Consider the following 23,181-nt stretch of genomic DNA (forward strand, 5'->3'; position numbering starts at 1 on the left):
AAAGCCCCGCGCACCGGAAGCAGGTGGCGGGGCTAATGACCTGGGAGAACGCTGAGAGACTGCAGGTGGTTGGTTTGCTTGGGTGGTCGCTTGGCGGAACCTGAGTGCTTCCCTGGACTGCGGGTGCCCCTCCTGATGTATGTGTCCGATACACGGCGGAGGGGCCGTCCTCGCCAGGAAAGCACTCAGAACCCGCGGGTGGTCGTCCTGCGTGCGCACTCAAAGCGGCTGGCGCCGCTTGCACAAGCGCGGACGGCTACGCCGACAGTGCTCTCAGGCCTCCTGGTCCAGACCGTGCTCGATGGCGTAGCGCGCCAGCTCGACCCGGTTGTGCAGCTGGAGCTTGCGCAGCGTGGACTGCACGTGGTTCTCCACGGTGCGGTGCGAGATGACCAGCTTCTTGGCGATTTGCCGGGCGGTCATCCCCTTGGCGACCAACCGCAGCACCTCGGTCTCCCGGTCGGTCAGCTGCGGGGCCTGCGCGTCGGAGTCCGGGGTGATCGCCATCCGCCGGTACTCGCCGAGCACCAGACCGGCCAGCCCGGCGGTGAACACGGCGTCGCCTGCCGCCGTGCGCTGCACCGCGTCCACCAGCTCCGAGGCCGACGCCGACTTGACCAGGTACCCGGACGCGCCCGCCTTGACCGCCTCCAGCACGTCGCTGTGCTCGCCGCTGGCCGACAGCACCAGCACGCGGGTGCCGGGGATCTCCTGGGTGATCTGCAGGGTCGCGGTCACCCCGGAGGTGTCGCCGAGGTTGAGGTCCATCAGCACCACGTCGGGCTTGACGGTCCGCGCGATGCGCAGCGCGGACGCGGCGTCGCTGGCGGTGGCCAGCACCTCGAAACCGCGTTCGGCCAGGTCGCGGGCGACTCCGTCGCGCCACATCGGGTGGTCGTCGACGACCATCACGGACACGGGCGGCTCGCTCATCGCTCTCCTCCTCTGCGGCGCTTGGCCGGTTTCGCAACGGGCAGGGGAACCCGGATCTCCCACTCGGTCCCTTCGCCGGGCTCGGTGTCGAGGGTGATCGTGCCACCAAGACCGTCCACCCGGCCCCGGATCGACTTGGCCACGCCGAGCCGTCCCTCGGCCGCGGCCTCGTCCAGCCGGCCCTCGGGGATGCCCGGCCCGTCGTCGCGGACGCTGAGCACGACCTCGTCCGGCAGCTCCTCCAGCAGCACCCAGGCCTGGGAGTCCGGGCCTGCGTGCTTCTCGACGTTGGCCAGCGACTCGCGGACCACGGCGAACAGCTCGGAGCTCAGCGGTTCTTCCAGGAGCACCGGATTGCCCGGCACGGACACGTGGATGCGGCCGGTGCGCAGCACCTGGAGCCGCGCGGCCAGGTCCGTCGCGCCGTTCTCGGTGGGTTCCTGCGGGGTGGTGGCGACCAGCGCGCGCAGCGCGATCTCCTGCTCCCCGGCCAGCTTCGCCAGCTCGGCGGCCTCCCCGCCCAGCTCCGTGCCGCGGCGGCGCACCCGCGCCAGCACCTGCAGCACGCTGTCGTGGATGTCGCGGGCCAGCCGCTCGCGCTCGGCGGTCGCGGCTTCCGCGCGCAGCGCGCGGGCCAGGCGCGCGGTGGTGCTGCGGGCGCTGTTGGAGGCCAGCCCGAGCACCGCTCCGACGCCGACCAGCAGCACCGTGTCCAGCACCATGTCCGGGGACGTCTTCCACCTGAGCAGGAAGTTGCAGCCTGCCGCGAAGATCCCGGAGGCGATGCCGCCGGACATGCCCCACTGCGCGGCGGCCGCAGTGATCATCGTCGGGTGCCAGGCCGTCACCACCGTCGGCCAGCTCTCCGTCATCTGCTCCTCGGTGAGGATGAACTCGCTGCTCATGAACAGCACCGTCACCACGACCTGGTCGAGCGCGACGAGCAGATCGGTGCGGCCGGAGTGCTTCGAGTAGCGCCAGACGGTGAACGCGGTCCACAGACCCATCAGCACGAGCACCACGACGGCCAGCCACGGCCGCGCGTAGGAGTCGAACTGGGCGATGACCCACGCGCACGCGTAGAAGAACGTCACGACGCGGAAGACGTTGTGCCCACGCCAGAGCGGCGAGCGGCCATCGGTCACCCGCGGTTCGTTCGACAGCGGACTGCTCAAGTTCGCTCCTTCCCAGCGGACCATCCTGCCGTACCGAGAGGTTCACGGAGACCGCCGGACCGACCACCCCAGGTGTTTGTGATCACCAGCATCGTCCCGGAGAACCTGCGCTCGTGGTCGTTCCGCGTGGCGGCGCGGGTGGCGGAATCTCAGGCGCCGCCCGGCTGCGCGGTCCGGTCGGGCTGTTCTCACCGGAGGACCCGCGGCGATGCGAGCTGCGGCGCGCGGCTTCGAAGACAAAGACGACAAGACTCCGGGTGGCGGGCCACCAGGAGGCCACTCGCTGTGCAAGGCTGCGCACGGGAGGTGATCGAATGGGCGGCTGGCTGCTGTGGCGACTCCGGCCGGCGGCGATCGCCTACGTGCTGCTCGTCCAGGCGGTGGCGCTGGCCCTGCTCGGGCTGGTGGTCGCGACCAGTCGCGATCCGGCACCCCGGGAGCTGCTGACCTTCGTCATGCTGGCGGCCACGGCGGGCACGGTCATCGTGGTCACCTCGGTGTCGATCAACGTGAAGCGCCAGATCAGGCGCAACCCGTGGACGCTGCACATCGCCTACCTGGCCACCGGCATCCTCGTCCTGCCGCCCAACCTGCTGGTGCTCCTGCTGCTCGGGCCGACCCTGCACGGGGTGCTCGACGGCCGCCCGGAGCTGCACCGCTGGCTGTTCACCACGGCGGCGACCACGATCGCGACGCTGTCCGCGCGGTGCGCCATCGGCTGGTCGGAACCCGCGTGGGGTGCGGTGCAGTTCGTGCTGGCCGGCGCGATCCTGCTGCTGGTGCGCGCGTTCCTGGTCGCCATCGGGCTCCGGCTGCGCAACCCGGAGGCGCCGCGCCAGCACGTGCTCGGCGAACCGATCGACGTGCTGCTCGGCATCGTCGCGGCGAGCCTCGGCGGGCTGCTGGCGGTGGCGATCACCCACGAGCCGGCCAGCGCGCTGCTCGCGGGCCCACCGCTGGTGCTGCTGGACCTCGCCGGGCAGCTGCCGCAGTGGCGGCGCTCGGCGCAAAACGACGCCAAGACCGGCCTGGCCAACGTGGCCCACTGGGAGCGCCTGGCGCGCACCGAGCTGGCCCGGGCGCAGAGCCGCGAGCAGGCGGTCTCGCTGCTGCTGCTGGACCTGGACCACTTCAAGCGGGTCAACGACGAGATCGGCCACCTGGCCGGGGACACCGTGCTGGCCGCGGTCGCGATGATGCTGCGCAGCAGCGTGCGGCGGGAGGACGTGGTCGGCCGGTTCGGCGGCGAGGAGTTCGTGGTGCTGCTGCCTGCCACCGGCGCCGACCTGGCCTGCTCGGTGGCCGACCGGATCCGGCGCTCGACGGCGGCCCTGTCGGTGCCCGCCCGCGACATCGAGGGAGAGCCGCGCGAGATCGACGACCTGACGGTGAGCATCGGCGTGGCCACCACGACCCGCTTCGGCTACCAGCTCCCGGACCTGCTGATCGCGGCCGACGCGGCCCTCCTCGCGGCGAAGTCGGCGGGCCGCAACGCGGTCACCCTCGCCTGACCTCGCCGGTCAGCGTTCGGCGGTGGGCTCGGGTTCCTTGTCCTCCGGAGGATCGGCGGATTCCTCCGGAGCCGGTTCCAGGGGCACTTCGGGCTCCGGCTCCTCCTCGTCCTCGCCGACCAGGGAGCGGATCGAGGCGTTCAGGACCGCCACCAGCGGCACCGCCAGCAGCGCGCCGACGATGCCGGAGACCACCGCGCCGATGCTGATCGCCAGGACCACGGCCAGCGCGTGCAGCTGCACCGCGCGGCCGAGCAGCAGCGGCTGCAGGACGTTGCCCTCCAGCTGCTGCACCAGGAGCACCACGCCGACCACGATCAGCGCCGTCACCCAGCCCTTGGTGACCAGCGCGACCAGCACCGCGACCGAACCCGAGGCGACCGCGCCGACGATCGGCACGAAACCGCCCAGGAACACCAGCGCGGCCAGCGGGATCGCCAGCGGCACCCCGAGGATCACCAGGCCCAGCCCGATGCCCAGGGCGTCGACCACCGCCACCATCGCGGTCGCCCGCACGTAGCCGACCAACGACTCGAAACCGCGGCAGCCCGCCCGGTCCACCTTGGCCCGGACGTGCTTCGGGGTCAGCTTGATCACGAACAGCCACACCCCGCGGCCGTCGTGCAGGAAGTAGATCAGCGTGAACAGCGCCAGCACCAGGCCGGTCAGGAAGTTGCCGAAGGTGCCCGCGGTGGACAGCGCGCCGCTGGTCAGCATCGCCTGGTTGGCCTGCAGCCAGTCCTGCGCCTGCTGCAGGTAGTTGTCGATCTGGGCGTCGTTGATCTGCAGCGGGCTCTCGGCCAGCTGCGTCTTGAGCGCGGTGAGCGAGGCGATGACCTGCCGCTGCAGGTCCGGGAAGCCGTCGATGAACGCGCTGATGACGAAGGTGAGCACGCCGCCGACCACGGCCAGCCCGCCGATCAGCACGAGCGCGGTCGCCAGCGCTCGCGGCACGCCGCGCCGCGCCAGCCCGGCGACGACCGGGGCCAGCAGCGCGGACAGCAGCATCGCGATGGCCACCGGGATCACGACGACGTAGATCTGCCCGAGGACCAGCCCGAGCACGTACACGGCGCCGAGGATGACCAGTGTCCGCCAGCTCAAGGCGGCCGAAACGCGCAGCGTGCGCGGGAGCGCACTGACCGCATCGTCCCGTTCGGCGATCTTGAAGTCGTTCACCCCGTCACCGTAGCGCCGTGCGGGGGCTCGAGGCGGCATATGACGACAGCCAGCGACCTCGCCCGGACGCCAGTAACCCGATGTAGCGAACCTGTCGCCCAGCGCTTACGTCCGCGGCGGTTGCTTTGAAAGAGTGCGCCACGGCAAGCAGGAGATCCAGTCCTGTGGGGAGTCACCGCTGAGCCGAGGAGGTTCTGGCCCCGAGATGTCCCGCCGCGACCGCACGACGGGAGCCGCCCGGCAGTGGCGGCTGTTCGGTCGTGCCCTGGTGGTGGCGGGCGCGACGGTCGCCGGAACCTCCGCGGCTTGGTTGCTCGGCCACGGCCCCGCCGACGCGGCGGACCTGCCCGCGGCCGAGGACGCGGCCGACCGCCCCGCCGCCGATGCCCAGGAGGGCGACCAGCCCGGTCCGACGGACTTCTCGCTCTCCCGGCTCGACCCGCTCCGGCTGGTCAGCTCCGGGCCGGCCGGGAAGCTGCTCGACGCCGCGCAGCCGGTCACCGAGGTGCTGCGGCAGCCCGCCGCCGAAGTCGGGCAGGTCGCCAGCGACGCGCTCGAGGTCACCGAAACCCAGACCAGCGCTCCGCCGCCCGTCGCGGGCAGCGGACCGGAGGAGCCGCCGCAACCACCGGCGGAGACCGGCCCGCCACCGCTCGTCGTGCCACCGGCTGTCGTCGAGAGCCCGGCGCAGGACGTCACCGAACCCGTCCGGGCGCCGCGCCCGACCCAGCCGCTGCGGCTGGAGCTGCCCGCGCCGGAACCGCCGGCGCAGCCGAGCGCCCCGGCCCGCTCCGCCCCCTTCGTGCTGCCCGCGCCGCCCGGCGCGCCCGGCTTCGGGAGCCCGACCGACGGGCCGCACCACAACACCACCGCGCTCGGCTGGTACCCGGCCGCGCCGGTCCGCGTCCCGGCCTTCGCCGGGGCGCCCGCCTGCGACCTCGCGGGAACGCCGGCCGGCGTCCCCGAGCCGCAGCCCGGAACCACTCCCGACTGATCGCGCTGCGCCGGCCGGCGCAGCGAGCACCCCGCCGCGTTCCGGCCGCGCGAACTCGAAGCCGATTCCCGCAATGCCCGCTGCCGTGCCGCACGCACCCGGCCGGCGGTGCGGCGCTCGAAATCTCCCCGCAGGGGAAACCTCGTTAAGGAGCAATCCATGCAGACTTGGGCGAAGCGCGGCGTGCAGGCCGCGCTGGTCACCGGTGGGATGCTGGCCGTCGGCAGCGGCGTCGCATCCGCCGAGCAGGCCTGCCCCGAGCGCCCGAACTCGCCGCTGGGCGAGTCGGCGAACGCGCTCGACCAGCTCGGCACCGGCGGGCGCTGCCTGTCCGGTGACCTGTACCCGGAGAACGCGCCGCTCGTGGAGTCGCGCGCCGCGCACCAGGTGACCGCGCTGGCAGGCACCATCGACCCGGTGCGGGACCTGCTGCCCGCGGTCGAGAACGACATGACCCGGGAGCTGCCCGCGCTGCGCGACTGGCACACCGGAGCGCCGGTGGCCCCGCTGCACCTGGCGGGCTGGATCGCCGACCCGGCGGACGCGCGCCCGCTGGAGCTGGCGGGCCTGCCGCCCTTCGACGGCGGCCGGCCGGTCACCCCGGCCGAGGGCTTCCACCGCTCGCTGAGCTGGGCCGGGCCCATCGGCGAGGTGATCCGAGGAGGTGCGGCTGCCCTCGATGAGGGGGCGTTTCGCCCGGGTGCGGTCCTGGATGTCCCTGCAGATCTGCTGACCCCGCACGACGACCTGGTCTACTTCGACGGCTTCGGCCAGGCGGACGGCATCGTCGAGCTGTGGGAGGGCGTGCTCGCGGCGCCGCAGGGCGGCCTGGTCACGCCGGACCGCGTCGACCTCACCTCCGCCGAGCTGCCGGGACTGCGCAACCAGCTGCACACCGTCCCGGGCGAGGTGCTGGCGGGCGCGCTGTCCGCGGTGGCCGCCCAGCCGACCCCGCGCAACGACTTCGTGCCGCTGGAGGTGCCGGGCGAGCTGCAGGCCAAGGCCGCCGAGATCCCGGACCTCACCGGCCTCTCGCTGGTCGAGCTGAGCCGGGCGCCGGGCACCACGCAGCGCAGCGAATCCCCCGGCGTCCAGGCCCCGCTGCCGGTGCTGGGCGAGCTCAACGCGCTCGGCGGCGGGCAGACCTCGGCGCCCACCGTCAGCCGGATCACCTCCGCGCTGGACGCGCCCGCGCCGCGCACCGTGAACTTCACCGCCGCGCCGCTGGAGTCGGCCGTCGCGGTCGAGGTGGTCGACGAGCTGCGCGCCGCGACGCCGGAGCACAAGCTGCTCACCGAGAGCCCGCTGCGCCCGGCCCCGGCCCCGCGCAGCGGCGGCATGTCCCTGCCGGTGCTCGACGGCGGCGTCCCGGACATCACCGCGGTGCAGGACCAGACCCTGCCGCTGCCCGGCCTGACTCAGCAGGCCACGCCGCGCGGCTTCGAGAACGCGGACACGATCGTCTTCAGCCGGATCTGATCCACCGGACGAGAACCGGGGCGGGAGCGCACGAGCTCCCGCCCCGGTTCTGCGTTTGGGAGTGGAGATCGTTCGGTGGTGGATGGGCCATGAGTGTTTTGTGGGGCTGTAGCACCCCGAAGCACTCACGGGCATCTACCAGTCAGAACGACGTCCGCGGCCCAGGCATCAGCGGGCTCGGGCCGGGAGCGGGGGCTCGTGGGTCGGGGCGGTCCCGACCGGTGCGACGCGGCGGGCGCGCCACCACAGGATCGCGTTGTAGAGCAGGAAGGCCAGCCCGAAGTAGACGTAGGCGTTGCCGATCAGGTTCTGCGGGAGGTTCCAGGTCAGCTCCAGGCCCTTGCCCTGCGGCACCTTCCAGTGCGGGCCCATCATGAAGAACCCGGTGATCATCGCGGTCGCCAGCAGCAGCGCCCAGTTCCGCTGCGTCCAGGCGGCGCCGAGCAGCAGCACCAGCCCCGGGATCGCCCAGACCCAGTGGTGCGACCAGGAGATCGGCGACATCAGCAGCCCGAACACGCCGTTGAGCACCACCGCGGTCGGCAGGTCCCGCCGTCGGACCGCGTGCCGCATCCCGAGCACCACCAGCACCAGGGCGAGCACGGCGAGCACGGCGAAGAACACGGTCAGGTGCGGCACGCCCACCTTGGTCAGCAGCGACCGCAGCGACTGGTTGCCCGCGTAGACCGAGGCGTCGCCGGTGAACTTCGGCCCGAAGGACACGTTGCTGCTGGCGAACATCTCCTGCAGCCAGAAGCGGCGCGCATTGTCGAAGGTCAGCGCGAAGCCCAGCAGCGCGGTGCCGAGGAAGGTCAGCAGCGCGACGGCGATCGTCCGCACGTCCCGGCGCAGCAGCGGGAGCAGCAGGAACACCAGCGGCGTGAGCTTGATCCCGGCGGCCAGGCCGATCAGCAGCCCGCGCGGGTAGGGCAGCTTCTTCGCCCCGTCCACCCGCCACAGGCAGTCCACCGCGACCAGCGCCATCAGCACGATGTTGATCTGCGCGTAGGTGATCGTCTCCAGCACCGGTTCGCTGATCGTGGCCAGCGGCAGCACCGCCGCCGTCACCAGCAGCACCCGCTCCCGGTGCTCCTGCAGGAAGGGCGCCGCGCGGAGCACCACGTACAGCGTCGTCAGCAGCGCGAGGTGGCTGACCAGCATGATCACCGCGGTGGACGCGGCCTTGGGGATCAGGCCGAGCGGCGCGAACACGATCGCCGCGAACGGCGGGTAGATGAACGGCAGCTCCAGGCCGGACTCGGTCGCGGGCAGGTCGTTGTAGAGGTCCCGGCCGCCCAGCAGCGCCTTCGCGCCCAGCCGGTAGACCTCGCCGTCGATGTGGTCGTGGGTGTTGACGGTCGACACGACCATCACCGCGATCAGCTCGGCGACCGCGATGACCGCCAGCAGCGACCGGTGCTCGCGCAACCGGTCGGCCAGCCGTGCTCGCGCGCTACCGGTCACGGGCAGCCCGCCTCTCCGCGATTTTCAGTGGTGGTTGCGTCCGGGATCGATCTCGCGTTGTGCGGTTTCTTGTGGCTGGGTTGCATCACGGTCCCCTGAGGTGCGGTTGAGCAGGACTCCGGTTGACACAGGGGGTGTCATTCGTCCTCCTAGCCTGGGTGCCTTGCCCCGACAAGCGTAGAGATCCGGGTGTCCGCGGGGGTCGATGCGGGGCCGGTTTGGGATCGGCACCACGTCGCATGTTCACCTGCTCGAATCATCAAGTTCCGGTCGGCGAGGTGAACTGTCGGGGAATGCATCGCCAATGCCTCACTGAGCGTTATCTGCCCAGCGTGAATACCACCATTACGGGTGGTCGCCGTGCTCTTGAAAAGGGGCTTGCTGGCAGGGGAGGCTCAGACGGACTGCTCCGTTTGGTGGGGAGGAGGGGGCCGAATGAGTGTCGTCGAGGTAGCCGCATCAGCTCAGTTGGCGTCGGTGTGGGACGACTACATCAGCGGGCTCAACGTCGGCGTGCTGCTGACCGATGAGCGCGGGCAGGTGCTGGCCACCAACGACGTCGCCGCCGAACTCATGCAGTTGTCCAAGTCCGATCTGCTCACCGGCGTCCGGCCCGCGGGCTGGCGCCTGCGCGACGACACCGGCGCGGCGATGCCGGACTGGGCGGAGCTGGCCGGTCAGGTGCTGCGCGCGGGCAGCCCGCTGTCCATCCCGATGGTGATCGCCCGCAGCGGCCAGCCGCTGAGCCGGATCTGGGCGGACTACCACGCGGTGCAGGTGCAGGGCCGCCGCCGCGTGCTGATCCTGCTGCAGCCCGTGCACACCGACGTCCCGCACAGCCGGGGCCTGCTGGATCCGCTGACCGGGCTGCCCGGCCGCGTGCTGCTGCTGGACCGCCTGGAGCAGTCCCTGGTGCGGGCGCGCAGCCGCGGCACGCTGTCCACGCTGGTGCTGATCGACGTGCAGCAGCTGGCGGCCTTCAACGCCGAGCACGGCTTCGACCGCGGCGACGACCTGCTGACCACGCTGGCCGGCCGGCTCCGGGAAGGGCTCAGTGACGAGCACACCGTGGCCCGCTACGGCGGCGACGAGTTCGCGGTGGTCGCCGAGCACCCGAGCGGCACCGGCGAGACGATCGCCGAGCAGGCCCGCGAGGTGGCCGGCTGGCCGCTGCGGATCGGCCGCAAGCAGGTCCGGCCCGGCCTCCGCGTCTCCTGGGTGACCACCGACGGCCAAGCCCCGGTCCACTCGGTCCTGGCAAGAGCCGAGCAACAGCTGCAGCACTGATCACGAGTGTTCCAGTGGCTGGTTCGCGTGGCGGAACCTCAGCGCCCGCCTGGCTCCGGGATCCCGTTCTCATGTATGTCCGATACACGGCGCTCGGGCTGTCCTCGCCAGGCGAACGCTGAGAACCCGCGGCGGTGCGAGCTGCGAGGGCGGGCTATGCGCCTGCGGCGCATGTTGCGCCTCGCAGTTGCTGCCGGAACTCCGATGGGAAGGGAGGTGCCGCGTGGGTCTGGAGACCCTGAGGAGAAACAGGGGCACCCGCGCCGCGCGGGTGCCCCTGTCGACGTCGGTGCGGTGCGCTCAGCGCTCCACGGTCCCGGCGATGAAGTCCTCGACCGCCTGGTAGGCGGCGGAGTCGGCGTACTGCTCCGGCGGGGACTTCATGAAGTAGGAGGAGGCCGAGAGGATCGGGCCACCGATGCCGCGGTCCTTGGCGATCTTGGCCGCGCGGATCGCGTCGATGATGATGCCCGCCGAGTTCGGCGAGTCCCACACCTCCAGCTTGTACTCCAGGTTCAGCGGGACGTCGCCGAAGGCGCGGCCCTCCAGCCGGATGTAGGCCCACTTGCGGTCGTCCAGCCACGGCACGTAGTCCGACGGGCCGATGTGCACGTTGCGCTTGCCCAGGTCGCGGTCCACCTGCGAGGTCACCGACTGCGTCTTGGAGACCTTCTTCGACTCCAGGCGCTCCAGTTCCTTCATGTTCAGGAAGTCCATGTTGCCGCCGACGTTGAGCTGCATCGTGCGGTCCAGGTGGACGCCGCGGTCCTCGAACAGCTTGGCCAGCACGCGGTGCGTGATGGTCGCGCCGACCTGCGACTTGATGTCGTCACCGACGATCGGCACGCCGGCGTCGGTGAACTTCTGCGCCCACTCCGGGTCGGACGCGATGAACACCGGCAGCGCGTTGACGAACGCCACCCCGGCGTCGATGGCGCACTGCGCGTAGTACTTGTCGGCGCCCTCGGAGCCCACCGGCAGGTAGGACACCAGCACGTCGACCTCGGCGTCCTTGAGCGCCTGCACGACGTCCACCGGCTGCTCGTCGGACTCCTCGATGGTCTCCCGGTAGAACCGGCCCAGGCCGTCGAGGGTGTGCCCGCGCTGCACGGTGACGCCCAGCGGCGGCACGTCGGCGATCTTGATCGTGTTGTTCTCGCTGGCGACGATGGCCTCGGAGAGGTCCCGGCCGACCTTCTTCGCGTCCACGTCGAAGGCCGCCACGAAATTCACGTCCCGCACGTGGTACTCGCCGAACTCGACGTGCATCAGACCGGGCACCCTGGTGCTCGGGTCGGCATCGGCGTAGTAGTGGACGCCCTGCACCAGCGATGCCGCGCAGTTCCCGACGCCGACGATCGCCACTCGCACCGTACGACCGGGCCGATCTCCGCCCATGGCAGGGCCCTCCTTCTTGGTCATCTGTCGTGTCCTTGCAGTTCTTGCTCGCGCGCCGCAGCTGCCTGCTCGGCGCGTTCGTGTTCGATGATCTCGTCGAGCCAGCGAATCTCCCGTTCGCTGTGGTCGAGCCGGAGGCGGTGCAGCTCCCGGGTGTAGCGGTCGAACCGGTCGTCGTCGGCCAGCGCGTTGCGCAGGCCCTCACGGCGTTCTTCGACGCGCCGCCGCCTGCCCTCCAGGATCCGCAACCGGGCCTCGGCCGGGGTGCGGGAGAAGAACACCACGTGGACGCCGAACGCGTTGTCGTCGCACGCCTGCGGCCCGCAGTCCCCGACCAGCTCGGCGAAGCGGAACTCGCCCGCCGTGGTCACCCGGTACACGCGACGTGCCCGTCGACCCCAGCCGCGCGCGTCGGGGGTCTCGGGCTGTTCCTCGATCAGTCCGGCGCGCTGCAGCCTGCGCAACGTCGGGTACAAAGTTCCGCAGGACAGCGCGCGGAAGGCACCCGGTGCGTCGTGCAACCGCTTCCGCAGCTCGTAGCCGTGCATCGGGGCCTCGTGCAGGAGACCGAGCACGGCGAGTTCGAGCATCCGCACCCTCCTCGGACAGGATCACCGGTGGCCTCGTGCGGAACCGGCCCGCGCTGCCGCGCACCACCCGCTAGACCACCTGGCGGAGTATATCGCGGCGATATATCGGGGACCACGATCGAGCGGCGCTGAGGTGGCCGTCGTCACTGCACGTGGCGGTCGGTGGGCACGCCTGCCCTGAACGGCGCATGGAGTAGTCGTCACCGCCACGTACCCTGTGGTCGTGCGGACCCAACGGCAAGTGGTCGACTACGCGTTGCAGCGCAGGGCGCTGCTCGCGCAGGTCCACGCTGGCCGCGTCGGGGTGATGGAGGTCTGCGACGCCGATCCGTACCTGCTGCGGGCGGCGAAGTTCCACGGTGAGCCGAGCGGGGTGACCTGCCCGGTGTGTCGGAAGGAGCCGTTGACCCTGGTCTCGTGGGTCTTCGGCGATGCCCTCAAGCACGCGTCCGGTACGGCGCGAGCACCCGAGGAGCTGGACCGGATGGCCGCCGTGTTCGAGGAGTTCAACGTCTACGTCGTAGAGGTATGCCGCACATGTAATTGGAACCACCTGGTGCAGTCGTACGTCCTGGGAACTGGCGGCTTGAACGAGCGGCGTTCCCAGCGCAAGACTGCTGCGGAGTGAATCCGGTCGTGCCCCGACTCACGACCGCGCGCCCGGTGCGGTGCAACCCCGACGTGAACGCATCACATGGCGTCGCCCGACGCCTGTCCTGGAGGCCCACTCGTGAACGACGAGCGTGACGACCACCCCCGAGGCCGCCACTCAAGGCAACCCCAGCCCGATGGTCGTGGCACGCCACCCCCGCCGCCTCAGCGCCCCGGTCCGCCGCATCCCGGCGACCAGGCGCGTCCCCCGCAGCGCCCGATGACCGGACCGCCGCCGGGGCCGGGCGGGCCGGCGTGGCCGAGCGAAGAACCGCGACCGGGGCCGAGGCAGGGCCCTCCGCCTCCGCCTCCGCGACCGGGGCCGCCGAACCAGCAGTGGCCGAACGGCAACCCGGACGCGCAGGAGACCCAGCAGCAGCCCGCGGTGCCCTCCGGTCCGGACGCGAAGTGGCCCGAGGGCGAGTCGGCGCAGGAGCGCACCGGCGCGTGGACGCCGTCGTTCGACGATGACGACGATGACGACTCCGCGCTGTCCAAGCGGCTGAGCGGTGATTCGGGCGATTCGGGCGACAACGGGCGCGGCAATCTCGACCTGCCGACCGCGTACACCCCGGTGCCGCCTCCGCCGCCCAACGGCGGCCGCGAAGGCGCACCGCCCCCGCCGCCGAACGGCGGCCGCGAAGGCGCGCCGCACGGACCTGGCCGGGAGGGCCCGCCTCCGCCGCCTCCGGGTGGCCGTCAGGGGCCGCCACCGCCTCCGAGCGCGCAGCAGACCCGCCAGGGCCCGCCGCCCGGTCGGCCGCCGCAGCCGCCGAGCGCGGAGCAGCCGACTCAGAACATCCCCCAGCCGGGGCGTGACGACGACCGCCGTCGCGCTGGTGGCGCAGCCGCCGCGGGCGCTGCGGCCGCAGGCGCGGCTGCCGCCGGCATGGCCGCCGGAGCCGGAGCAGCTGGAGCTGCCGGTGCAGCGGGCGGTGGTGCTGGTGGTGCCGCTGGCGCAGCGGCCGGTGGAGCCGCAGGTGCGGCCGGTGGAGCGGCGGCGAACGGCGCGGGAAACCCCCGCGAGCCGCAGCTGCTCACGCACCAGGAACAGGGCAGCTACAACTACTACGCCGACGACCAGCTCGACGACGACCCGTACGACAACTACGACGACGGGCGCGGCTACGACGACGGACGTGGCGACGCCCGCAACGGGGATGATCGCGATGGCGACGACCGATTCGACGACTTCGGCCCGGCCGACGACGACCCGGACGACGAGATGAGCGCCCGTCGGAGCAAGCGCAGCGTGCTCTGGAAGCGGGTGCGGCGGGCCTGCTACGTCGCTACCGCGCTGTTCATCCTGGCGCCCGTCGCGGTGTTCATCTACGGCTACGTGTCCTGGCAGGCGCCGAGCCAGGCCAAGGTGATGGACGCGGACCGGCCGGTCGACCTGCTCTACGCCAACGGCGAACCGATGGCGCGGGTCTCCACCGACAAGACGCGCGAGGTGATCAACAGCATCAACGAGGTCTCCCCGGCGATGCGCAACGCGACTCTCGCCGCGGAGGACGCCACCTTCTACGAGAACCCCGGGTTTGACTTCAAGGGCATCGCGCGCTCGGTCTACTTCATGGCGACCGGCTCCGGCATCGGTGGCGGCTCGACGATCACCCAGCAGTTCCTCAAGCTGGACCAGGACCTGAAGAAGGATCCGACCTACGTCCGCAAGATCAAAGAGATCGTGCTGGCCTACAAGCTGACGAACGACATGTCCAAGGACGAGATCCTGCTGGCGTACATGAACACGGCCAGCTACGGACGCGGCACGAACGGGATCAAGGCCGCCTCGAAGGCGTACTTCGGCAAGGAACCGAGCCAGCTGAACAACGCGGAGGCCGCCATCCTGGCCGGCGTGGTGCAGGCGCCGTACGGCGGCAACGACCCCGGCCAGAACCCGGAGAAGGCCAAGGCCCGCTGGGACTACGTCATCGGGCAGATGGAGAACAACGGCTTCCTGCAGCCGGGCGAGCGGGAGACCATGCAGTACCCGCAAACCCTCCCGCGCGGGGACTGGCGGAAGGACAGCCGGCTCACCCCTGAGCAGGACGCCATCTGGACGGCCATCCAGGCCGAGCTGAACGAGAAGGGGCTGACCGAGGACGAGCTGTCCCGCGGTGGCTACCGGATCAAGACCACCATCGACCCGGACGCGCAGGAGAAGGCCGAGCAAGCCGTCCACTCGGTGATGGAAGAGCAGCCGAAAACGCTGCGGACCTCGCTGGTCGCGGTCGACCCGAAGACCGGCGGGGTGCTGGCCTACTACGGTTCGAAGGAGAACCGCGGTGACCTGGACTGGGCCAGCCAGGAGCAGGAACCGGGCTCGTCGTTCAAGCCGCTCGTGGTTGCGGCGGGCCTGAAGCAGGGCATCGGCATCGGTGAGTACTACGACGGCAGCGACAACCAGGTGATCGCCGGAACCCCGTTCCGGAACTCCGAAGGCATCGCGTGCGACGTCCCGACGCACTGCGGGATCCGCGAGGCGATGACCAAGTCGGTCAACACCGTGTTCGTCCACCTGGCCAACAAGGTCGGGACCCCCAAGGTCGCTGAGACCGCGCACGAGGCGGGCATCTCGGAATCGACGAAGCTGTCGAACAACGGCATCGTCGAATCCGGTATCGCGCTGGGCCAGTACCCGGTCCGCCCGACGGACATGGCCGCGGCGTACGGGACGTTCGTCAACGGCGGTGAGAGGGTCAAGCCGCACTTCGTGTCCGAGGCGGTCAGCTCCGTGACCGGCCCGTACAACCTGAAGATCCCGGAACCCGAGCCGGCCTTCAGCAGCGACGCCGAGGAGAGCTCGGACATCGCCGCCGACGTCGCCGAGTCGATGAAGAACGTGGCCTCGAGCTCCAAGGTGCCGCTCAACAACAACCGTCCGGTGGCCGCCAAGACCGGTACCCACCAGTGGGGTTCCACGAACCTGAACCGGAACGCCTGGATGATCGGCGCGACGCCGCAGGTCTCCACGGCGGTGGCGATGCTCAACAACGATGGCCAACCGCAGCCGCTGAAGGACTCCAGCGGCAAGACCTTCTACGGCAGCAAGTACCCGTCGCAGGTGTGGCAGAAGTTCATGAACTCCTACCTGCAGGGCAAGAAGGTGGAGAAGCTGCCGACGCCGGGCAAGATCGGGCAGTTCGAGGACACCCCGCCGCCGCCCCCGCCGACGAGCGAGGCGCCGAGCGAGTCGATGCTCCCGAGCGAGTCGATGGACCCGAGCAACTCCCGGGATCCGGACGAGTCGGAGGACCCGACCTCCAGCGCCGGACGGCCGAGCCGCGACTGCGGTGGCATCTTCTCCCCGCCGTGCCCGCCGGGGCAGGGCGACGGTGACGGTGACGGCGATGGTGACAGCGGCGACGGGGGCGGCGGGCCCAACAACGTCGCTCCGACGGACCGGCCGAGGTACTACGGCTGACGACCGGGTTCGAGCACGAGGGGCATCCGCTGCGGCGGGTGCCCCTCGTGCGTTGTTCGCGCCAAGTAGCATCCGGGCGTGTCCCCCACGACCGAGCCCGCCAGCAGTGAACCGCCGACGCCCCACCGGCGTCCGGATTCGGCGGTGGACAGCGACTCGCTCGGTCCCGAGGACCGCGTCGCGCCGACCTGGTCGGAGCCGCTGGCGCAGCAGATCAGCCGCCCGTTCGGCGGCAGGCTGGGCAGGCACGCGCAGGTCGGCAGGCAGTGGTTCTGGACACCGCTGCGGGTGATCCTGCTGTTCGCGGTGCTGGTGCTGGCCGCGGCGTGGCTGTTCAAGGCGCCCTGCCAGCTCACCTACGACACCGGCAGCGGACCGCAGCTGGACTGGCGGAACAACAAGCAGTACACCGCCATGTGCTACACCGACATCATCCCGCGCTACGGCATGGGCGACTTGGCCCGCGACGACGCGTTCCCGTACAAGACGCCGTGGCTGGAGAACGCGGGCACACCGCAGGAGAAGGTCCGGTACATGGAGTACCCGGTGCTGACCGGGGTGTTCCAGTGGATCAACGCGCGGGCCGCCGACGGGTGGGCGACGCTGGCCGAGCTCGGCTTCCTGCCCGGTGGCCTGACCAGCGTGCTGTACTTCAACCTCACCGCGTTCTGGCTGGCCGCGGCCTGGCTGGTGACCATCTGGGCGCTGGTCGGGCTGTGCCGCAGGCGGGTCTGGGACGTCGCGATAGCCGCGCTCTCCCCGCTGGTCCTGGTGCACGCCTTCACCAACTTCGACGCGCTGGCCACCGCGCTGGGCACCGCCGGGCTGCTCGCGTGGGCGCGGCGCCGACCGGTGCTGGCCGGGGTGCTGATCGGTCTCGGCGGGGCGGCCAAGCTCTACCCGCTGTTCTTCCTCGGCCCGCTGCTGGTGCTGGCCTGGCGGGCGGGCAAGGTGCCGGAGGCGGTGCGCGCGGTGCTGGCCGCGGCGCTGGCCTGGCTGGCGGTGAACGTGCCGATCCTGGTGCTCTACCCGGCGGGTTGGGGCGAGTTCTTCCGGCTGAACAACCAGCGCGCGGCCGATCCGGACTCGCTGTACAACGTGCTGATGCACTTCACCGGGTGGGCCGGGTTCGACGGCGAGCTGCCGCCGGGCGCGACGCCGACGGTGCTGAACTCGGTGAGCCTCGCGCTGTTCCTGCTGGCCTGCGCGGCGATCGGGTGGCTGGCGCTGGCGGCGCCCACCCGGCCGCGGCTGGCGCAGCTGTGCTTCCTGGTGGTGGCGGCGTTCCTGCTGACCAACAAGGTGTGGAGCCCGCAGTACTCGCTGTGGCTGGTGCCGCTGGCGGTGCTGGCGATCCCGCGCTGGCGGCTGCTGCTGGCCTGGATGCTCGTCGACGCGGTGGTCTGGGCGCCGCGGATGTACTACTACCTGGGCACGGCCAACAAGGGCCTGCCCGAGGGCTGGTTCCTGGGCGCGGTCGTGATCCGGGACGTCATGGTGGTGGCCCTGTGCGTGCTGATCGTCCGGGAGATCCTGAACCCGGCGCGCGACAAGGTCCGGACGACCCTCTCGGTGCGCCCGGGCCGCGTGCCGGACGCGCTGGACGACCCGTGCGGCGGCTTCCTCGACGGCGCCCACGACCGCTTCGTCCTGCCCGCGCCGCGTTCCTTCGGCAGGACCACGGGCGTTCAGGGGGAACTAGGGGTTCGCCCCTGACGTGCGGCCGCTGCCCGGCACGGATGCTGGAAGCATGACGACCTACCGAATGCCCCTGGCCCGCCCGAAGGACAGCGCGATGATCGCCGGTGTGTGCGCCGGACTCGCCCAGCGCTTCGGCATGAAGCCGTCCACGGTCCGGATCCTGTTCCTGGTGTCCTGCCTGCTGCCGGGCCCGCAGTTCCTGGTCTACCTGGTCCTCTGGGTGCTCATCCCGAAGCGCTGAGCTTCAGGTGCGGCGGGTGACCCGGATGGCGACCAGCACCGTGCTGGCGATCAGCGCGCCTGCGGCGGTGAGCGTGGACTGCACGAGCAGGTGCGGTGGTGCGGACGAGGAGCTCAGCGCGAGCAGCAGCGGGTGGGCCAGCGGTAGCCACTCGGCCAGCAGCGTGATCGTCAGCAGGGCCGCCGCGGCGATCACCGAGTAGCCGGTCCGCCGGATGACCAGGCCCGAGCACGGCAGCGCGACCGCGATGCCGAACACCGCGCACACCAGGTGCCCGAGCAGGCCGATGGCTAGATCCGTTGCCAGGTGGGCGAATCCGGACGCGACCTGCGACCACGCGGTGGACAGCACCGCCAGTCCGCCCGCGCAGCACAGCACGCTCAGCACGGTGCCGGACAGCATCCGGTGCACCGAGCCCGCGTGCGCGCGGGTGACGGTGCGCTGCACGACGTCCTCCACGTCGACCAGCGCGATCGTCAGCCAGCCCGACACCACCAGCAGCGCGGCGGCGGTCACCGCATGACCCGGCAGCGCCGGGCCGGCGCCGTCGCTGTAGAAGACCGCGAGCAGTCCTATGTGGAGCAACACCGGCGGCAGGTAGCGCTGCGAGTGGCCGAGTTCCGCGAGCCGGTAGCGGATCAGCGCGATCATCGCCCCACCCGCGAATCCACCGAGATCACCGCGCAGCCGCGCCGGATGGCTTCGAGCAGCAGCGCTTCCCGTTCTGCCACCGCGACTTCCAGCTCGACGTCGTCGCCGCGCCGCGCCACCACGCCGCTCCACTCCTCGTCCGTCCCGCCGCGCAACAGGATCCGGCAGGTCGGCACCTCCGATCCGAGCGGCTGGAGCCGCCCGTCGACGAGCCGGTGCGCGCGGGTGGCGGTGGTGCGCACGAGATCCGGGCGGTGGTCGGTGAACACCACGGCGGCGCCTCGTGCCGCGGACTCGCCGACGACCTCGGTCAGCACCGCGCGGGTTCCGGCGTCCAGTCCGGACCACGGTTCGTCCAGCACCAGCAGATCCGGTTCCGGCAGCAGCGCCTGCGCCAGGCCGACCTTCTGCGCGTTGCCCTTCGACAGATCGCGCAGCGGTGCGTCCGGGCCACCGGCCAGCGCGAAGCGCTCCAGCCAGCCGCCGGCCCGCCGCCGCGCTTCGGCGGTGGACAAGCCGCTGATCCGGCCGAGGTGGCAGAGGTAGGAGAGGGCGCTCATCCGCTGCCGCGCGGGAAAGCGGTCGGGCACGTACCCGGTGCGCGGCCGTCCGGAGGCGGTGCCGCCGGACGGCTTGGACACGCCCGCGAGGATCCGCAGCAGCGTCGACTTCCCGGAACCGTTGGTGCCCAGGACCCCGATCACCTCACCGGCCGCCACCGAGAGGTCGACACCTCGCAGCACCGGCCGCGCCCCGAAGTTCTTGACCACCCCGGCGAGTTCCCGGACCACCACCCAGAACCCCCTGCCCACCAGTGGAGACCGCCTCCACAGGTATACCTCCTCGCACGATGCCGCCGCCGCAACGGGAACAAACGGACGGCGGAGGCGGGTTGTGCACGACGTGGATCACGAGACGAGGCCCGGTGCGCTGGACCGCGCGCTGGCGTCGCTGCAGTGGACGCTGGGCATGGCGCGGCGGACGGTCCTGCCCGCCGGGCAGTGGACCGATCTGCCCGCGGGCTCCGGAGCTTTCCACTTCGCGTCGAGCGGGAGCGCCGAGGTGCGCGTCGGCGATCAGCGGTGGTCGTTGGCGGTCGGCGATCTGCTGCTCATCGGCACCGGACGTCGGCACGAGCTGCACGCCACCGGCGACGCCACCGTGGTCAGCGGTTTCTTCGACCACGACGAACCCGGTCGGCAGGTGATGGCGTTCCTGCCGGAAACCGTTGCGGTGCCGGGGTTCGCCGGTCACGAGCCGGAGCTGGCCGGGCTGATCGAGCAGATGGTGTGCGCACCGGAGCCCGCGCGTGCCGGTGAGGCCCTGATCTGCAGGCAGATCGCCTCGGCGGTGCTGTCCGCGGCGGTGCGGTCCTGGGCCGAGCGCGGGCTGGCGCCGGAGCGCTGGCTGCAGCGGTTCGACGATCCGCTGGTGGCGCGGGCGGTGGACGCGATCCGCACCGATCCCGGTCGCGGGTGGACCGTCGACGAGCTCGCGCGGGAGGCCACCATGTCCCGCTCCGCGTTCGCCGAGCAGTTCCGCGTGGTCGTGGGCTGCTCGCCCGCCGCCTACCTCACCGCAGTGCGGGTGCAGCGCGGCATGGAGCTGCTGGCGCAGGGCGCGAGCATCGCCGAGGTCGCGCAGCGGATGGGCTACGAGTCGGAGGCGGGGTTCCGCCGGGCGTTCCGCCGCCACACCGGCACCAACCCCGCCTCCTGGCGGCAGACCGCGGCCGCGGGCTGATCACTCCGGTTCGCGGGCGGAGCCGAGCAGCAGCGTTCCGACGGCGATGATGATCGCGGCGGAGACCAGCGTCGCGGTCATGCCGCCGAGATCGATGAACAGACCGCCGGTGACGGCGCCGAGCGCGGTGGCCAGCTGCATGCCCGCGACGGTGAGCCCGCCGATCGGCTCGATCTTGTCCGGCGCCAGCCGCGGCGCCCACGCGCCGACCACGATGACCACCGCGCCGAAGGCGAAGCCCCAGACCGGCACCGCGACGTAGACCAGCTGCGGGGCGACCGGCAGCAGCAGCAACGAGGCGACCGCGGTGCCGAGGACGGCCGGGACGAGGTAGCGCAGCTGCTGGGAGCGCGCGTCGGCGATCATGCCGATCAGCAGGTTGCCGAGGAAGCCACCGGTGCCGAACAGCGCCAGCAGCAGCGCGGCGCCGCTCGCACCGAGCCCGTCGACCTGGTCGAGGATCGGCCGGACGTAGGTGAACCCGGCGAAGTGGCCCAGGCCGATGAGCACGAGCCCGCCGAGCCCGGCGGCGATGCCCGGCACGCGCGAGGTGTCGGCCAGCGTCCGCAGCCCGGTGCTCGGCGCCGGCGGGATGGGCGGCAGCACGGCCCGCAGCACCACCGTTCCGGCCAGCGTGATGACGGCCAGCACGCCGAACACGACCCGCCAGTCCCAGATCGCCCCGAGGTAGGCGCCGATCGGCACGGCGGCCACGGTGGCGGTGGTGGAACCGGAGAAGACCACGGCCAGCGCGCGGCCGAGCTGGCCGGGAGCGGCCACCCGGGCGGTGACCGCCAGCGACATCCCCCAGAAACCGCCGATCGCGGCCCCGGTGAGCAACCTGCCGAGCAGCAGCACCCACAGCGAAGGCGCGACCGCGACGATCACGTTCGACACCACGCCGGCCACCGCCAGCGCCGTCATCAGCGTCCGGCGGTCCAGGCGCGGGAACAGCAGCCCGACCGTCGGGGCGATGACGAAGCCGATCAGCGCGGTGGCGGTCACCGCCTGACCGGCCAGCCCCTCGGACACGCCCAGCGAGGCCGCCATCGCGGGCAGCAGCGCGGGCGGCAGGAACTCCGCGGTGTCCAGCACGAACGTCAGGACCATCAGCGAGATGACGGCCGGCCACGACGTCCGCGCGGGGGACTGCGGCTCGGCGGGTGCGGCCTCGATCTCCGTTGTTCTGCTCATGGAGCCGAGTCTTGGCGCCGCGCCCACCGCCCACCGGACACGCCGTCCAGCAGACCGGACCATCCGTCCGAACCGCGTCCGCCCGGGTGGCGGTCAATCACCCGCGGAATCGACCACTGCTCAGCGGGTGGCGTGCGCGTCCAGGACGTAGGCGATCGCCGAGGTGATCTTCGCCGCGAACGGGAAGTTCAGCGACTCGTCCGGGACGTGCGCGTTGCTGTCCGGGCCGAGCGCACCGGTCACCACGAACTGCGCCGCCGGGTAGGCGTCGTGCAGCAGGCCCATGAACGGGATCGAGCCGCCGAGGCCCATCGTCAGCCACTCCGCGCCGAAGATCTCCTTGCCCGCCTGGTCCAGCGCGTCCGACAGCCACGGCGCGAGGTCGGGCGCGTTCCAGCCCAGCCCGGCCTCGGTGTGCCCGATGATCACCTTCGCGCCGTAGGGCACGTCGGTGGTCAGCTTCTCCCGCACCGCGCGCAGCGCGGCCTCCGGATCGGCGGTCGGCGGCAGCCGGAAGCTCAGCAGCGCGGTGGTGTAGGGCCGGAGCACGTTGCCCGCGTCGGGCAGCTCCGGCAGGCCACCGGCACCGATGATGGACAGCGTCGGCCGCCAGGAGTTGTTCAGCGCCAGCTCGACCTCGTCCTCGGCGACCGGCCGCAGGCCCTCCGGCCACGGCACCGAGTTGCGCACCAGGCCGGGCACCGCCTCGATCGCCGACCGCGTCTCGGCGATCCGGTTCTCCGGGATCTCCACGTTCAGCTCGGACACCAGGATCTCGCCGGTGGCGGAGTCCTCCAGCCGGTCCAGCAGCTGCCGCAGCACGCGGAACGAGCTCGGCACGATGCCGCTGGCGATGCCGGAGTGCAGACCGCTCTCCAGCACCCGCACGGTGACCTCCAGCGAGACCATGCCGCGCAGCGAGGTGGTCAGCCACATCCGGTCGTAGTCGCCCGCGCCGGAGTCCAGGCACACCACCAGCGACACGTCGCCGAGCCGCTCGGACAGGTGCTCCAGGTAGGCGGGCAGGTCCGGGCTGCCGGACTCCTCACCGGTCTCCAGCAGCACCACGCTGCGCGCGTGCGCGCCGCCGTGCGCGCGGACCGCCTCGATCGCGGTGATCGCCGCGTACCCCGCGTAGCCGTCGTCGGCCGCGCCGCGGCCGTACAGCCGGTCGTCGCGGACCACCGGCGTCCACGGGCCCAGGCCCTCGGACCAGCCCTCCATCGGCGGCTGCTTGTCGAGGTGCCCGTAGAGCAGCACGGTGCCCTCGGCAGCGCCTTCGGTGGCCGGGACGTCCACCAGCAGCAGCGGGGTGCGCTCGGGAAGCCGCACCACCTCGACGGTCGCGCCCTCGACACCGCGCTCGGCGATCCACCGGCGCACGTGCTCGACGGCGGCGTCGAGGTGCCCGGACTCGACCCAGCCGGCGTCGAAGGCGGGGGAGACTGCTGGGATCTCCACCAGCTCCGAGAGGCTCGGCAGGACGGATTCGTCCCACACCCGATCAACGGTCTTCGCAACGGCAATACGATCCACGCCGCGATCCTATGCCCGCGACCAGCG

19 protein-coding genes are annotated in these 23,181 nt (G+C 71.7%); 9 read left to right on the forward strand and 10 right to left on the reverse strand.

Features of this window, described 5'->3' with window-relative positions:
• Nucleotides 1-273 precede the first annotated feature (273 nt).
• Nucleotides 274-933, reverse strand: a complete 660-nt coding sequence (locus ATL45_RS13500; protein ID WP_093150814.1) for a response regulator — start codon at nucleotides 931-933, stop codon at nucleotides 274-276.
• Entirely contained in the window at nucleotides 930-2,108 is a 1,179-nt protein-coding gene (gene macS / locus ATL45_RS13505) for a MacS family sensor histidine kinase (RefSeq protein WP_246025320.1), read from the reverse strand. Before macS ends, ATL45_RS13500 begins: the two co-directional genes overlap by 4 nt.
• A gap of 314 nt (nucleotides 2,109-2,422) precedes the next feature.
• On the opposite strand from macS, the gene ATL45_RS13510 reads away from it, so the two are divergent.
• On the forward strand, nucleotides 2,423-3,619 hold the full coding sequence (locus ATL45_RS13510) for a GGDEF domain-containing protein (protein ID WP_093150821.1): 1,197 nt from the start codon (nucleotides 2,423-2,425) through the stop codon (nucleotides 3,617-3,619).
• Between the two features lie 9 nt (nucleotides 3,620-3,628).
• Here the strand turns inward: ATL45_RS13510 and ATL45_RS13515 are convergent, their stop codons facing one another.
• Nucleotides 3,629-4,798 (reverse strand): AI-2E family transporter, encoded by a 1,170-nt coding sequence (locus tag ATL45_RS13515; RefSeq protein ID WP_093150826.1) that lies wholly within the window; start codon nucleotides 4,796-4,798, stop codon nucleotides 3,629-3,631.
• Between the two features lie 205 nt (nucleotides 4,799-5,003).
• On the opposite strand from ATL45_RS13515, the gene ATL45_RS13520 reads away from it, so the two are divergent.
• Nucleotides 5,004-5,792 (forward strand): hypothetical protein, encoded by a 789-nt coding sequence (locus ATL45_RS13520; protein ID WP_093150830.1) that lies wholly within the window; start codon nucleotides 5,004-5,006, stop codon nucleotides 5,790-5,792.
• Between the two features lie 159 nt (nucleotides 5,793-5,951).
• Nucleotides 5,952-7,271, forward strand: a complete 1,320-nt coding sequence (locus ATL45_RS13525) for a hypothetical protein (RefSeq protein ID WP_093150836.1) — start codon at nucleotides 5,952-5,954, stop codon at nucleotides 7,269-7,271.
• 168 nt (nucleotides 7,272-7,439) lie between these two features.
• Here ATL45_RS13525 and ATL45_RS13530 read toward each other — a convergent pair whose 3' ends face one another.
• Nucleotides 7,440-8,735, reverse strand: coding sequence for a glycosyltransferase 87 family protein (locus ATL45_RS13530; protein WP_246025321.1), 1,296 nt, complete (start codon nucleotides 8,733-8,735; stop codon nucleotides 7,440-7,442).
• 435 nt (nucleotides 8,736-9,170) lie between these two features.
• Here ATL45_RS13530 and ATL45_RS13535 point away from each other — a divergent pair, with 435 nt between their 5' ends.
• Nucleotides 9,171-10,022, forward strand: coding sequence for a sensor domain-containing diguanylate cyclase (locus ATL45_RS13535; RefSeq protein WP_093150844.1), 852 nt, complete (start codon nucleotides 9,171-9,173; stop codon nucleotides 10,020-10,022).
• 300 nt (nucleotides 10,023-10,322) lie between these two features.
• Here ATL45_RS13535 and ATL45_RS13540 read toward each other — a convergent pair whose 3' ends face one another.
• Both ATL45_RS13540 and ATL45_RS13545 read right to left on the reverse strand, forming a co-directional pair.
• Nucleotides 10,323-11,420: an inositol-3-phosphate synthase gene (locus ATL45_RS13540; RefSeq protein WP_093150848.1), complete on the reverse strand. Its 1,098-nt coding sequence runs from the start codon at nucleotides 11,418-11,420 to the stop codon at nucleotides 10,323-10,325.
• 20 nt (nucleotides 11,421-11,440) lie between these two features.
• Nucleotides 11,441-12,010 carry a PadR family transcriptional regulator gene (locus ATL45_RS13545; protein ID WP_093150851.1) on the reverse strand — a complete coding sequence of 190 codons (570 nt, stop codon included), beginning with the start codon at nucleotides 12,008-12,010 and terminating at the stop codon, nucleotides 11,441-11,443.
• Between the two features lie 223 nt (nucleotides 12,011-12,233).
• On the opposite strand from ATL45_RS13545, the gene ATL45_RS13550 reads away from it, so the two are divergent.
• The 4 genes from ATL45_RS13550 (at nucleotide 12,234) to ATL45_RS13575 (ending at nucleotide 18,030) form a co-directional block, all read left to right on the forward strand.
• Nucleotides 12,234-12,638 (forward strand): DUF5318 domain-containing protein, encoded by a 405-nt coding sequence (locus ATL45_RS13550; protein ID WP_211841223.1) that lies wholly within the window; start codon nucleotides 12,234-12,236, stop codon nucleotides 12,636-12,638.
• Nucleotides 12,639-12,881: 243 nt separating this feature from the next.
• Complete coding sequence (locus ATL45_RS13565; RefSeq protein WP_170210230.1) at nucleotides 12,882-16,088, forward strand: transglycosylase domain-containing protein; 3,207 nt, start codon at nucleotides 12,882-12,884, stop codon at nucleotides 16,086-16,088.
• Nucleotides 16,089-16,166: 78 nt separating this feature from the next.
• Nucleotides 16,167-17,804 (forward strand): glycosyltransferase family 87 protein, encoded by a 1,638-nt coding sequence (locus ATL45_RS13570; protein ID WP_439332455.1) that lies wholly within the window; start codon nucleotides 16,167-16,169, stop codon nucleotides 17,802-17,804.
• A 34-nt stretch (nucleotides 17,805-17,838) separates the two neighbouring features.
• A complete protein-coding gene (locus ATL45_RS13575) occupies nucleotides 17,839-18,030 on the forward strand; it encodes a PspC domain-containing protein (RefSeq protein ID WP_170210231.1) in 192 nt (63 codons plus the stop codon).
• A 3-nt stretch (nucleotides 18,031-18,033) separates the two neighbouring features.
• On the opposite strand, the gene ATL45_RS13580 is transcribed toward ATL45_RS13575, so the two are convergent.
• Together ATL45_RS13580 and ATL45_RS13585 are read right to left on the reverse strand one after the other, a co-directional pair.
• Nucleotides 18,034-18,681: a hypothetical protein gene (locus ATL45_RS13580; protein WP_093150877.1), complete on the reverse strand. Its 648-nt coding sequence runs from the start codon at nucleotides 18,679-18,681 to the stop codon at nucleotides 18,034-18,036.
• Entirely contained in the window at nucleotides 18,678-19,493 is an 816-nt protein-coding gene (locus ATL45_RS13585) for an ABC transporter ATP-binding protein (RefSeq protein ID WP_246025322.1), read from the reverse strand. Before ATL45_RS13585 ends, ATL45_RS13580 begins: the two co-directional genes overlap by 4 nt.
• Nucleotides 19,494-19,575: 82 nt before the next feature.
• Here ATL45_RS13585 and ATL45_RS13590 point away from each other — a divergent pair, with 82 nt between their 5' ends.
• Nucleotides 19,576-20,424, forward strand: a complete 849-nt coding sequence (locus ATL45_RS13590) for a helix-turn-helix domain-containing protein (RefSeq protein WP_121505337.1) — start codon at nucleotides 19,576-19,578, stop codon at nucleotides 20,422-20,424.
• Here the strand turns inward: ATL45_RS13590 and ATL45_RS13595 are convergent, their stop codons facing one another.
• The gene (locus tag ATL45_RS13595; protein WP_170210232.1) at nucleotides 20,425-21,618 is read right to left on the reverse strand and encodes an MFS transporter; all 1,194 of its coding nucleotides are present in this window, start codon (nucleotides 21,616-21,618) and stop codon (nucleotides 20,425-20,427) included.
• A 120-nt stretch (nucleotides 21,619-21,738) separates the two neighbouring features.
• A complete protein-coding gene (locus ATL45_RS13600; RefSeq protein ID WP_093150887.1) occupies nucleotides 21,739-23,154 on the reverse strand; it encodes a M20/M25/M40 family metallo-hydrolase in 1,416 nt (471 codons plus the stop codon).
• Nucleotides 23,155-23,181 lie beyond the last annotated feature (27 nt).

Origin of the sequence: Saccharopolyspora antimicrobica (genome assembly GCF_003635025.1) — a bacterium.
Taxonomy (GTDB): Bacteria; Actinomycetota; Actinomycetes; order Mycobacteriales; family Pseudonocardiaceae; genus Saccharopolyspora; species Saccharopolyspora antimicrobica.

Coding starts and splice junctions, on each gene's coding strand:
- ATL45_RS13500 (WP_093150814.1), bottom strand. CDS start 933: ATGAGCGAGCCGCCCGTGTCCGTGATGGTCGTCGACGACCACCCGATG.
- ATL45_RS13510 (WP_093150821.1), top strand. CDS start 2,423: ATGGGCGGCTGGCTGCTGTGGCGACTCCGGCCGGCGGCGATCGCCTAC.
- ATL45_RS13520 (WP_093150830.1), top strand. CDS start 5,004: ATGTCCCGCCGCGACCGCACGACGGGAGCCGCCCGGCAGTGGCGGCTG.
- ATL45_RS13525 (WP_093150836.1), top strand. CDS start 5,952: ATGCAGACTTGGGCGAAGCGCGGCGTGCAGGCCGCGCTGGTCACCGGT.
- ATL45_RS13535 (WP_093150844.1), top strand. CDS start 9,171: ATGAGTGTCGTCGAGGTAGCCGCATCAGCTCAGTTGGCGTCGGTGTGG.
- ATL45_RS13540 (WP_093150848.1), bottom strand. CDS start 11,420: ATGGGCGGAGATCGGCCCGGTCGTACGGTGCGAGTGGCGATCGTCGGC.
- ATL45_RS13545 (WP_093150851.1), bottom strand. CDS start 12,010: ATGCTCGAACTCGCCGTGCTCGGTCTCCTGCACGAGGCCCCGATGCAC.
- ATL45_RS13565 (WP_170210230.1), top strand. CDS start 12,882: ATGACCGGACCGCCGCCGGGGCCGGGCGGGCCGGCGTGGCCGAGCGAA.
- ATL45_RS13575 (WP_170210231.1), top strand. CDS start 17,839: ATGACGACCTACCGAATGCCCCTGGCCCGCCCGAAGGACAGCGCGATG.
- ATL45_RS13580 (WP_093150877.1), bottom strand. CDS start 18,681: ATGATCGCGCTGATCCGCTACCGGCTCGCGGAACTCGGCCACTCGCAG.
- ATL45_RS13595 (WP_170210232.1), bottom strand. CDS start 21,618: ATGAGCAGAACAACGGAGATCGAGGCCGCACCCGCCGAGCCGCAGTCC.